5 protein-coding genes are annotated in these 12,750 nt (G+C 65.5%); 2 read left to right on the forward strand and 3 right to left on the reverse strand.

Going from position 1 to position 12,750, the window contains the following annotated elements:
- Together ACODS1_RS15745 and ACODS1_RS15750 are read left to right on the forward strand one after the other, a co-directional pair.
- Positions 1 to 6,311: amino acid adenylation domain-containing protein (locus ACODS1_RS15745; protein WP_489086401.1), on the forward strand; the 6,311-nt coding region annotated here is incomplete at its 5' end.
- Entirely contained in the window at positions 6,308 to 7,276 is a 969-nt protein-coding gene (locus ACODS1_RS15750; RefSeq protein ID WP_489086402.1) for an alpha/beta hydrolase, read from the forward strand. The genes ACODS1_RS15745 and ACODS1_RS15750, both read left to right, overlap by 4 nt.
- 56 nt (positions 7,277 to 7,332) lie before the next feature.
- On the opposite strand, the gene fhuB is transcribed toward ACODS1_RS15750, so the two are convergent.
- The 3 genes from fhuB to ACODS1_RS15765 form a co-directional block, all read right to left on the reverse strand.
- Positions 7,333 to 9,327, reverse strand: coding sequence for a Fe(3+)-hydroxamate ABC transporter permease FhuB (gene fhuB / locus ACODS1_RS15755; RefSeq protein WP_489086403.1), 1,995 nt, complete (start codon positions 9,325 to 9,327; stop codon positions 7,333 to 7,335).
- Positions 9,320 to 10,246: an ABC transporter substrate-binding protein gene (locus tag ACODS1_RS15760; RefSeq protein WP_489086404.1), complete on the reverse strand. Its 927-nt coding sequence runs from the start codon at positions 10,244 to 10,246 to the stop codon at positions 9,320 to 9,322. The genes fhuB and ACODS1_RS15760 overlap by 8 nt, the downstream gene beginning before the upstream one ends.
- Before the next feature lie 98 nt (positions 10,247 to 10,344).
- Positions 10,345 to 12,747: a TonB-dependent siderophore receptor gene (locus ACODS1_RS15765; protein WP_489086405.1), complete on the reverse strand. Its 2,403-nt coding sequence runs from the start codon at positions 12,745 to 12,747 to the stop codon at positions 10,345 to 10,347.
- Positions 12,748 to 12,750: the final 3 nt, after the last annotated feature.

Below are 12,750 nucleotides of genomic sequence, written 5' to 3' on the forward strand. Positions count from 1 at the left end.
AAGCGCGTCTGCAAGCGCACCCGCAGGTCGAAGAAGCGGTGGTGGTGGCGCGCGATACGCCGCGGGGCAAGCAACTGGTGGGCTACGCCGTGGCCGCTTGCGACGGTGAAGTACTGCGCCAGGCGCTGGCCGAGCAGTTGCCGGAGTTCATGGTGCCGGCGCGCATCCTGGTACTGGATGCCATGCCGCTGTCACCGAACGGCAAGCTGGATCGAAAAGCCTTGCCGGAGCCGGACTTCAGCGCCGTTCAGGCCGATTTTCAGGCGCCGGAAACAGCGCATGAAAAGTTGCTGGCCGAGATCTGGCAGAGCGTGCTGGGCGTAACCCAGGTGGGCCGTGAGGACAATTTCTTCGAACTGGGTGGCGACTCCATCGTTTCCATCCAGGTGGTCAGCCGTGCTCGTCAGGCTGGTTTGCAACTGACCCCCAAGGACATGTTCCAGCACCAGAGCCTGCGTGCCCTGGCGGCCGTTGTTCGTGAGGCGGTGAGCGAGCCCGAGCAGGGGCCGGAGCAGGGCGAGACGCCACTGCTGCCGATCCAGCGCCTGTTCTTCGCCACGCCCATGCCGCAGCGTGCGCACTGGAACCAGGCCGTGCTGCTACATTGCCGCGAGACGCTGGACGCGCAGCGTATGGCCGAAACTCTGGCGGCGCTGCAGGCTCATCATGATGCCCTGCGCTTGCGCTTCGCTGCCGATGGTCGCCATGCCGTGCACACCGAACAGGTGGATGCCGAGGTGCTCTGGTTGCGCGACGCGGCCGATGTCAGCGAGTTGGAGCGCCATTGCGCCGCCGCGCAGCGCAGCCTCGACCTGGAACGCGGCCCGCTGCTGCGCGCCATGCTGGTGAACATGGGCGACGGTAGCCAGCGTTTGCTGTTGGTCGTCCATCACCTGGTGATCGACGGCGTGTCCTGGCGCGTGCTGCTGGAGGATCTGCAGGCGCATTACGCGGGCCAGCCTCTGCCACCGCGCAGCAGCTCGTTCAAAGGCTGGGCGCAGCGTCTGGTCGACCTTGCTGCCAGCTCCGAGCTGAGCGCCGAGCAGGATTATTGGCGAGCCCAACTCGAGGCCCAGGCACCGAGCTTGCCCGGCGCTCGCGCCGACGCCAGTCTGGCCGAACGTCATGCCCACACTCTGCGCCTGGAGCTGGACGAAGGCGAAACTCGCGCTCTGCTGCAACAGGCGCCAGCGGCCTACCGCACCCAGGTCAACGACCTGCTGCTGACCGCCCTGGCTCGTGCCCTGTGTGCCTGGAGCGGACAGGGCAGTGCCGCCGTATTGCTGGAAGGCCATGGCCGCGAAACGCTGTTCGACGATATCGATCTGAGCCGTACCTTGGGCTGGTTCACCAGTCTCTACCCGCTGCGCCTGCAGGCTGACGGCGAGCCGGGTGCGGCGATCAAGGCGGTCAAGGAACAACTGCGTGCGGTGCCGCGTGGGGGGCTTGGCTATGGTCTGTTGCGTCATCTTGGGCAGGGCCTGGATGGCCTGCATGAGCCACGGGTGACCTTCAACTATCTGGGCCAGTTCGATGCCAGCTTCGCCAGCGATGCCCTGTTGCGTCTGGCCAGCGAAAGCGCCGGGATGAATCGCGACGGCGACGCGCCGCTGGGTAACTGGCTGAGCATCGATGGCCAGGTGCTCGATGCGCGCCTGGGCCTGCGCTTCACATTCAGCCGCGAGATGTTCGACGAGGCGCCGGTCATGCAACTGGCGCAGCGTTACCTGACTGAGCTGCGTGAACTGATCGCCCATTGCCTGACAACGGGCGCAGGTGGCGTGACGCCAGCGGACTTCCCCCTGGCCGGTCTCGATCAGGCGCAGCTCGATACCCTCGACCTGCCCGCCGCTGCCATCGAGGATATCTACCCGCTGTCGCCGATGCAGCAGGGCATGTTGTTCCATGCCCTCGACAATCCCGGCTCCGGGCTCTACGTCAACCAGATCAGTGTGGCGGTCGAGCAGCTCGATCCGGCACGTTTGCAGGCGGCCTGGGCGCAGGTGGTGGCGCGTCACGAAACGCTGCGCAGTGGTTTTCTCTGGCAGGGCGGGCTACGTCAGCCCTTGCAGGTGGTGCAGCGTCAGGTGCCGACCCAGGTGCGGGTGATCGAGGGCGAGACGGATGTCATCGCTTTTGCTGAGCGTGACCGCGCCGCAGGATTCGATCTGGCCCGACCACCGCTGCAGCGCATGAGTCTGCTGGCTCTGGGCGAGGGGCGCTGGCAACTGGTGTGGACCATGCACCACCTGGTCACCGATGGCTGGAGCGGCGCGCAGCTGATCAAGGAGGTGCTGCAGGTCTATGCCGGCGAGCGTCTGCCAGCGCCCGTCGCACGCTACGCCGACTACATCGCCTGGCTGCAGCGCCAGGATGGCGACGCTGCCGAAGCGTTCTGGCGGCAGCGCCTGACCGGGCTGGACGAACCCTGTTTGCTGGCCGACAGCCTGTCGCGCCCCGCTGAAGGCAGTGGCCATGGCGTGACCTACAGCCATTACGATGCAACAGCAACCGAGCGCCTGCGGGACTTTGCCCGGCAGCAGCGCGTGACCCTCAACACCCTGTTGCAGGGCGCCTGGTTGCTGCTGTTGCAGCGCTACACCGGCAAGCAGCGGGTTACCTTCGGCGCCACCGTCGCCGGACGCCCCACCAGCCTGGCGGGCGCCGAGACGCTGCTGGGGCTGTTCATCAACACCCTGCCGGTGGTACAGGCGCCAGCGGCGGATGCGGGGCTCGGCGACTGGCTGCGAGCACTCCAGGCGTACAACCTGGAGGTGCGCGAATACGAGCACACGCCGCTGTATGACATCCAGCGCTGGGCGGGTCATGGCGGCCAGGCGCTGTTCGACAGCATCATCGTGTTCGAGAACTACCCGGTAGACGAGGCGTTGCGACGCGGTGGCGGCGACGGGCCGCGCTTCGGCGAGCTGGCGTCCAAGGACGTGACCAGCGTGCCGATGGATCTGGCCGTGCGCCTGGGCGAGGGCATGGAGATCGAATACCAGTACCTGCGCAGCCATTTTCATGAGGACGCGGTACTGCGTATCCGCGCCAACTTCGAGCAGATTCTTGCCGCCATGCTGCTGGGGGGAGAGCAATGTCTCGGCGATCTCGATTGCCTGAGCACGCTCGAACACGAGGCGCACCAGCGTCTGCACGGTCAGGCGTCGCTGCCCACGGCATTCGAGCCGGTTCACCTGAGCATCGCCCGACACAACCGCGAGCGGCCGCAGGAGCCTGTGCTGATCGACGAGGCGGGGCGTCTTGACCGTCAGCGTCTGGAGCTGGACTCCAACCGCCTGGCCCAGCGGCTGATTGCCTTCGGCGTTGGCCCCGAGGTGCGCGTGGGCGTGGCCTTGCCGCGTGGTGTCGAGTTGCCGCTGGCGTTGCTCGCCGTGCTCAAGGCGGGGGGCGCCTACGTACCGCTGGACGCCGACTACCCGCGTGAGCGCCTGGCGTTCCAGATGCAGGACGCTGGCATCACCTTGCTGCTGACCGACAGCCGCCTGCGTGAGCGCCTGCCCGTACCCGAAGGTGTGGTGTGCCTGGAACTGGACAGGCTCGATCTCTCCGCAGAGCCCTGCGAGCTGCCCCAGGTAACCGTGCAGCCCGGCAATCTGGCGTATCTGATCTACACCTCGGGTTCCACCGGCCAGCCCAAGGGCGTGGCCGTGGCGCACGGGCAGATCGCCGCGCACTGCCGCGCTATCGGCGAGCGTTACGCCATGACGGCGAAGGATCGCGAACTGATCTTCATGTCGTTCGCCTTCGACGGTGCTCATGAGCGCTGGCTCACCACCCTCAGCCATGGTGGTAGTCTGCTGATCCGTGGGGAGGCGCTGTGGAGCGCCGAGCAGACCCTGGCGCAACTGCGCGAGCATCAGGTCACGGTCGCGGCCTTCCCGCCGGCGTACCTGCTGCAACTGGCCGATCAGGCCGCGCAGCTTGGTCATGTGCCGAGCATGCGCATCTATTGCTTCGGGGGGGATGCGGTGCCAGAAGCCGCCTTCGAGCTGGCGCGCCGTACCCTCAAGGCCGAATACCTGATCAACGGCTATGGGCCGACCGAAACCGTGGTCACGCCGCTGCTGTGGAAGGCCGATGCGAGCACCCGTTGCCAGGCCGCCTATGCCCCCATCGGCCAGGCGGTCGGTGCGCGCCGGCTGTACATCCTCGACGCGCAGTTACGCCCGGTGCCGCTTGGCGTCGCCGGCGAGCTGTATATCGGCGGTGACTTGCTGGCGCGCGGTTATCACCAGCGGCCGGGGCTGACCGCCGAGCGGTTCGTCGCCGATCCCTTCGGTGAGCCGGGCGCGCGTCTGTATCGCAGTGGCGATCTGGTACGTGGGCGCGCCGATGGCGTCGTCGAGTACGTGGGGCGTATCGACCATCAGGTGAAGATCCGTGGTTTCCGCATCGAGCTGGGTGAGATCGAGGCGCGCCTGCAGGCGCATGCACAGGTGCGTGAAGCCGTGGTGGTGGCGCGTGAGGGCGGCAGCGGCAAGCAACTGATCGGCTATGTGGTCGGCGAGGTCGAGGGCGACGCGCTGCGCAGCTACCTGCGGGAGCAGCTACCGGACTATATGGTGCCGGCGCAGATTCTCCGGCTCGCGCGCATGCCGCTGTCACCGGCTGGCAAGATCGACCGTAAGGCGCTGCCGGAGCCGAACTGGCAGGGCGCGGGTTATGTGGCACCGCGCAATGAGGCCGAGCGCATCCTGGCCGAAATCTGGGCGCAGGTGCTGCAGGTCGAACAGGTCGGCATCCACGACAATTTCTTCGACCTGGGCGGGGATTCGATTCTCAGCCTGCAGGTGGTGTCGCGTGCGCGTCAGGCCGAGGGGCTTGGCCTGGAGCTGCGTCTGCGCGACCTGTTGCAGTACCAGAGCATTGCCGCCTTGCTGGAGCGTCCGCAGCAGGTCAGCGAACCCACGCCAACGCGGGTGACGGACATGGCCGAGGACGAAGACCACTTCGCCCTGTTGCCGATCCAGCAGTGGCTGTTCGACCAGCATCTGCCCGAGCCCGACCATTTCAACCAGGCCTTGCTGCTGGCCTGCCATCGACCGCTGGACGCCAGCCTGCTGGAGCAGGCGCTGCGCTTGCTGCTGGCCGAGCATGGCAGCCTGCGCCTGGCCTTCGCCAGGGGTGATGACGGTCAGTGGCGGCAGCGTTATTGCCAGCTCGACGAACTGGGGCTGGAGGCCGACCCGTTGCTCTGGCATCGACAACCGGGCGATGCTGATGAGGCGCTGGCACTGGCCAACCGAGCACAGCGCAGCCTCGACATCGGCCAGGGTCGCTTGCTGCGGGCGGTCTACAGCGAGTTGGCCGATGGCAGTCGCCGCCTGTTGCTGGTGATCCATCACCTGGGTGTGGACGGCGTGTCCTGGCGGGTATTGCTGGAGGATCTGCAGCGGCTTTATGGGGCGCTGCAGCGCGGCGAAGCCCCGAGTCTGCCGCCGGCCTCCTGCAGCTATCGCCAGTGGGCGCACAGCTTGAATGCCTACTCCAGTCAGCCAAGCCTGCGCGAGGAACTGCCGTACTGGCTACAGCAGACTGCCAGCGAGGGGCTGGGCGAGCCGCCGCGTGACAACCCTCGTGGCCGGGCTCAGGTGGCGCTGCGTGAACAGATCAGCCTGCGCCTGGATCGAGCCGCTACCACGCGCCTGCTCAAAGTCGCGCCACAAGCCTATCGCACGCAGATCAACGACCTGCTGCTGGCCGCCCTCGGCCGCGCCCTGTGTGGCTGGAGCGAGCAGCGTGCGGTGCTGGTCGGGCTGGAAGGGCACGGTCGTGAGGATCTGTTCGACGGCCTCGATCACAGCCGCACCCTGGGCTGGTTCACCAGCCTGTTCCCAGTGCGCCTGGAGGCTGGCGAGGGTGATTATGGCCAGGCCATCACGGCGCTGCGCCAACGTCTGCGCACGGTACCGAACAAGGGCATCGGCTACGGTGTGCTGCGCTATCTGGCCGATGGCGAGACGCGCAGCAGGTTGGCGGCACGGGCGCAGTCACGAGTGACCTTCAACTACCTGGGCCAGCTCGACCAGAACGGCGATGGCGACGCCTTGTTCAGCCTGCTCGATGAGCGGCCAGGCGATGCCTATGCCGCGAGTGCGCCGCTGAACAACTGGCTGGAAATCGTCGGCCAGGTGCACGACGGCGAACTGGCGCTACGCTGCCTGTTCAGTCGGCGAGTATTCCGTCCCAGCAGCATCGAACGCTTCATGGCGCTGTACGAGGCGGAGTTGCTGGCAGTCATCGATCATTGTTGCGCGCAAGTCGCGCAGGAGGCCCTTGCGCTATGAGTGTTGCCCTTTCTAATGCGCCCGGCGAATTGCACCCGGAAATCGCCGCCTATCTCGATATGGTCGACGAAGGCCGACGGGCAGGGCGGCAGGCACCGCACGAACTGCCGGTGGCACAGGCGCGTGCGGAGTTCGAGGCAGCGTCGCGCAGTCTGCCGCCATTCGCGCCGGCCTGTGCCGTGGAGCCACTGTCACTGCCGGTGCGCCACGGTCAACTGGCCGCACGGCTGTATCGGCCGGCTCTGGCCAGCGCGACGTTGCCAGTGCTGATCTACCTGCACGGCGGCGGCTATTGCATCGGCAGCCTGGACTCGCATGATGCGGTCTGTCGGCAACTGACCGTCAGCGCGCAGTGCGCGGTGGTGGCGCTGGACTATCGCTTGGCGCCAGAGCATCCGTTTCCCGCTGCCCTGGAGGATGTGCGCGATGCCTGGGACTGGCTGCAAGAAGGCGGTTTGGCGCTGGGGTTGGATCCGGCACGAGTAGCCTTGGGAGGGGACAGCGCCGGTGCGACCATGGCCAGCGTGATTTGCGCTGAACTGGCGGCCACGCAGGGGGCCAAGCCTCGTGCGCAACTGCTGTTCTATCCGGCGGTGGACGCCCGCCAGGCCAGCGAATCCCACGAGTTGTTCGCCGAAGGCCACCTGCTGGAAAGCGCGACACTGGCCTGGTTCTACCAACACTACGTGCCACAGCCGGCGCAGCGTTGTGACTGGCGCTGCTCGCCGTTGCTGGCCGAGGGGCAATTGCGTGGCAGTGCGCCGGCGCTGCTGCTGATCGCCGAGTTCGACCCCTTGCTGGATGAGGGCTTGGCCTATGCCGAGCATCTGCGCGAGCAGGGTGTGGTCGTAGAGAGCCGGCTGTGCCGTGGCATGACCCATGATTTCCTGCGCATGGCCGGGCTGGTGTCGGAGGTGCAGGAGTATTACGCGCAGGCGGCAGCGTTTCTGCGGCGCTGCTGGTAGGGCGTATCGATCAACGAAAGGCTGGTGCGCGTTGCGCACCAGCCGTTGAAGGTTTACTAGCCGCGACGTTCGCGCTGCATCAGCCAGAGGAAGTACGGGCAGCCGATAAAGGCAGCCAGCAACCCGGCGGAAACCGGCCAGGGATAGGCCAGGTTGCGTCCCAGCCAGTCGGCCAGCAGCATGATCAGCGCGCCGGCACCCGCGCTCAGCAACAGCTGCGGCAGCGCACGGCGCACGCCAAGGTGGCGGGCGATATGCGGTGCGATCAGACCGACGAAGCTCAGAGGGCCGACCATCAGGGTGGATGCGGCCGTGAGCAGGGCAGCCAACAGCAGGATGGCCAGATGGCTGGCACGCAGGCGCAGGCCGAGCGCTGCCGCTGTACCGTTGCCCAACCCGAGCAGATCGAGTGGGCGTGCCAGCAGCATTGCAGCGGCGCCCAGCAGCACGGTCAGGGTCACGGCGGTCGTGGCAGCGGTGGCATCGACCTGATAGGTCGAGCCGGTCATCCAGCTCATCAGCGCGGTCATGCGCGGGTCGCCGCTGGCCATCAGCAGGGTGCTCAACGCGCCCATCAAGGTGGTCAGGCACACCCCGGTGAGCAGCAGACGCTCAGGGCTGAAGGCACTGCGCCAGGCGAACCAGAGCAGAGCCGCGAGGGTCAGCAGGGCACCCAGGCCGGCGGCCGGTAACATCAGCGCCTGCGGCTGCGGCACCAGCAGGAACAGCACCAGTACGCCCAGCGCCGCGCCGGAGCTGGCACCCAGCACTTCCGGGCTGGCCATCGGGTTACCGGTCAGGCGTTGCACCAGCAGCCCGGCCATGGCCAGCATGGCGCCGGCGGCCAGTGCACCGAACACGCGTGGCAAACGCCAGTGCAGCTCGCCGAACTCGGTCCACTGCCAGCCGTGTAGCCCTTTGGCCAAGAACACGGCGGGTATCAGCAGCATGATCAGCAGCCCGAAAACTAGCAGGATGGGCCGCCATGGATGCGCCGTTGGCTGCCCCAGGCTCGTTCTGTGCGGCTGGATACCGCCGCTGCGCTGGCGCGCCAGCAGCCACAGCAGCAGCGGCACGCTGAACACCGCTGTGAGGATGCCGGCCGGGACTTCGCCGACCAGGCGCGACAGCTCGCGTGCGCACTGATCGACCAGGCACAGCAGCGCGGCGCCGAGCAGAGGCGCCCACAGCAGCCGTTGGCGCAGGGTGCGAGCGCCGGTCATGCGCGCGATGGCAGGTGCGGCGAGGCCGACGAAGCCGATGATGCCGACCTCACTGGTGACGAAGGCACTCAGCGCCACCGCGATCAGCAGGCCGAAACCACGGGTGGCGCGCAGCGACACACCGATGCTGGCAGCGCTCTGGTCTTCCAGGCCGAGCGCGGCTAGTGGGCGAACCAGCAGCACCGCGAGCGTGGCGGCGACGGCCAGGCGTGGCGCCAGGTAGAGCACGCCGTCCCAGCCGCTCTGGTTGATCGAGCCGGCCTGCCATAGCAGCAGGTCGATCAGATAGTCGTGGTTGAACAGCACCAGCAGGGCGTTCAGCGCGTTGCAGTAGAGACTGATCACCATGCCGGCCAGGATGAAGCGCAGCGGTGACAACTGGCGCCCCCCGGCGAAGCTGAACAGGGCCAGCGTGGCCAGACCGGCACCAGCCAGGGTCACGGCTTCCAGGCCATGGATCAGCAAGGTCGGTGCCCAGATGGTGGTAACCGACAGGGCCAGGTTGGCACCGGCCGCGACGCCAAGGGTCACCGGCTCGGCCAGCGGGTTACGCAGAATCTGCTGGAACAGGGTGCCGGCCAGGCCGAGGGCGGCGCCGACCATGAGGCTGACCAGCAGGCGTGGCGCGAAGCTGAAATGCAGCAGTACCTGATTGGGGCTGTCCAGATCCGGTGACCACAACGCCTGCCACCATAGCTCGCGGGGCAGCAGCCCGTTTAGTCCGCGCCACATCAGCAGTGCCGCCAGCGTGGCGATGACCAGGGTGCAAAGCGCTGAACCCCGGCTGCGATTGATGCGTTGCACGGGTAGTCGCAGTGACTCAGCCATGTTGCACCTCCGATCTGTCCAGATAGTCGGCAATGCGCTCGGCCAGGCTCAGGTAAGAGGCCACGCCACCATAGGGATAGAATTTGCCCAGCGCATGCACCTGACTGCGGCGCACCGCCGGTAGGTTGTCCCACAGGGCGTTGGGTTGGCGCAGGCTCTGCAGGCGCGCCGAGGTGGTAGGGATTTCGATGTACAGCAGGTGCGCATCGGGCTGCTCGCTGAGGCGCTCTATGCCGGTGAGGCTAAAGCCCATGGCATTGCTCGGGCCACTCCAGGCGTTGCGCAGCCCCAGCCGCTGCAGCACGTCCTGCGCCATGCTGTGCTGGCCATAGACCGTGGCGTGGCGGCCATCCTGGTTGAGCACGGCGATGTACAGCGGTGGTTGTGGGCGCAGCGCCAAGCGAGCGCGCAGAGCGTCCAGGCGTTGCTCAGCCGTTTGCAGATAGACGGCGGCCTGCTCGCTCAGGTGCAGGCGCTCGGCCAACTGGCGCATGAAGGCGCTGGCGCTGTTCCAGACACCCTGAGTGGTGGGAAAGATGTTGACCACCTCGGTGGTTGCGATACCGCTCAGCGCCCGTAGCACACTGTTGGGCAGGGCATCGCTGAGGATCAACTGCGGATTCAACTGATGCAGCAGCTCGAGATTCGGCTCCCAGTAGGGGCCGATATCACGCACGGTCTGCGGCAACGGTGGGGCGGGCATGCGTCTGCGGTAGTAGCCGACATCGGAAATGGCCAGGGGCTCTACACCGAGGGTCAGCAGGGTTTCGGCCGCGGCCCAGTTGATGGCGACCACGCGCTGTAGCGGCTCTGCGCGCAGTGGCAAGCCACAGCCGAGGGCCAGGCCGCCGATGGCCATGGCCTGCAGCAGGTGGCGGCGTTTCAGGAGTCGGTGGGGGAGGGGCGTTGAGGCTGGCAAGTGTTTCTCCAGATATGCGCAAGGCTCCCGCAGGAGCCTGATCAGTCAGCATGCAAAAGCCCGGCACCGCCAATGGCGGTGCCGGGCTTTGCGTCTGGTTACCAGCTGTACTTGACGCTGGTCATCAGGTTGCGCTCCAGGCCTACGTAGCAACTGGTGGCGGCGTCACAGGTAGCGATGTAGTCCTCGTTCAACAGGTTTTGCGCGTATACGGCCAGCGTGACGTTTCGCGTCAGTCGGTAGCTGGCTGATGCGTCGAACAGGGTGTAGCTGTCGGCGCCGAAGGTGTTGGCGGGGTCGCCGTACATCGAGCCCACGTAACGAGCGCCGGCGCCAAGGGTCAGGCCCTGCAGTGAGCCATCGGTGAAGTTGTAGTTCACCCAGGCCGAAGTCATATGCTCCGGCACGTTGGCCGGGCGGTTGCCTTGATTGCCATCAAGGCTGCGGGTGATCTGTGCCTTGGTGTAGGTGTAGGAACCGAGAATGTCCCAGTGTTCATCCAGCTTGAGGCGAGCTTCAGCCTCGATGCCACGCGAGCGCTGCTCTCCTTCAGCGAAGGTCACCCCGGTGGAAGTGTTACGAGTCAGCGCATTGGTTTTGGTCAGGTCATAGGCGGCCAAGGTGAGCAGCAAATCGTCATGTGGCTGATATTTGACGCCGACTTCCCACTGGTTGGCCTCGCTAGGGTCGAAAGTGCCACCGCCAGGAGCTTGTCCGCTGTTGGGTGAGAACGATTCGGCGTAGCTGATATAGGGCGCCAGGCCGAAGTCGGTCAGGTAGGTCAGGCCGACGCGGCCAGTGAAGGCATCGTCCTTCTGGTTGGTCGAGGCGCCGATGTTGTTGTCGAAGTTGTTGCGCACGCGATCGTGACGGCCACCCAGGGTCAGCAACCAATGATCGTCGAAGTAGATCTGATCCTGGATGTAGGCACCGAGTTGTTCGATGGTTTGGTTGTAGTCGGCTTGGGTCAGCGAATTACCCGGGCCGGGCGTTGGAATCGGTTGACCATAGACTGGATTGTTCACGTTCAGCGGTGGAGTTTGGCCGCTGAAGCCCTGCGGTAGATTGCGATAGAACGTTACATCAGCGTCCTGCCAGCTGTAGTCGATGCCGGTGAGCAGGATGTGGCGGATAGAACCCGTGTTGAAGTCCGACTGCAATTGGTTGTCTACAGCGAAGGTATCCATATGCTGTTGACGGCGATCGGCAGTACGTATAACGGTGCCAGTATTTGTGACCAGTGCCGGCAGCAGGTTATTAAATGTCAGATCCACCTGGCCGTAACGCAGGTTCTGGCGGAACTCCAATGTATCGTTGAAACGATGGCGGAATTCGTAGCCCAGGTTGTACTGATCCTGGTCGAAACGGTTGAAGCTGTGATCGCCCAGCAGCGTATCGGTGGTGTGGCCGTTGGGCTTGGTGTAGACGAACAGGCTGCCGCCGTTGCGATCACGCAGGAAGTCGGTGAGCAGGGTCAGGCTGGTGTCTTCGTCCGGCGCCCAGGTGAAGGACGGTGCGATGTACTGGCGATCATCTTCCAGCTCATGGCCATCGTCGTACTCCAACTGCGTGTTGGCTTCGCGATACAGGCCGACAACGCGATAGAGGAACTGGTTCTGCTCGTCCAGCGCACCACCGACATCGAACTGGCCCTGGCGGCGATCATGGCTGCCTGCCAAGAGTTGTACTTCGTTGATCTGGTCGGCAGTGGGCTTCTTGCTCACCCGGTTGATTACGCCGCCGGCATCGCCTTGGCCAAACAGGGTGGAAGATGGGCCACGCAGCACGTCGACGCGCTCAAGTGAATAGGGCTCGCTGCGGAACATGGCGTAGTCGTTGGTCTGCTGGCGCAGGCCGTTGAGGTAGTCGCTGGTGCTCTGACCATTGAAGCCGCGGATGAACAGCCAGTCGTAGCCTTTGGGATCCAGGCCGTAGGTTTCCACCTTGACCCCAGGTACGTAACGCAGCGCCTCGGTAACGCTTTGGGCGCCCTGTGCCTCCATCTGCGCGCGGGTGATCACCGAGACCGATTGGGGAATTTCCACCAGGGGGGTATTGGTCTTGCTGGCCGTGTTGCTGGTCTTGGGCACGAAACTGCTCTGGCCTTCGATGCGGCCTTCGATCGTTTGTGCCGGCAAGGACACCGCCTGGTCATCAGTGCTGCTGGCAATCAGGCTGATGCGATTACCGTCAACCTGATAGCGCACGTTGGTGCCCTTGAGCAGGCTGTCCAGTGCCTGCAAGGGCTCCATTTCTCCACGCAGGGCAGGGCTGCGCAGGCTGGCAAGCTGGGCTGGATTGAAGAGTATTTGCAGGTTGGTCTGTGCCCCCAGGCTGGTCAGCGCCGATGCCAGCGGCTGCGCGGGCAGATCAATACTCACCGGTTCTGCCAGCAATGGCATGGAGGCACTGAGTGCCAGGCCGAATGCAGCAGCGCGCACCAGTCGGGCAAGGGGCGCGAGCGAAGTGTCGGGTTTGAAGAGTGAACGCGAAGAGTGCACTGC

The organism is Pseudomonas sp. FG29, from assembly GCF_057809355.1.

Bases quoted from the DNA above. Each gene is read 5' to 3' on its own strand.
- ACODS1_RS15750 (WP_489086402.1), top strand. From the start codon at position 6,308: ATGAGTGTTGCCCTTTCTAATGCGCCCGGCGAATTGCACCCGGAAATC.
- fhuB (WP_489086403.1), bottom strand. From the start codon at position 9,327: ATGGCTGAGTCACTGCGACTACCCGTGCAACGCATCAATCGCAGCCGG.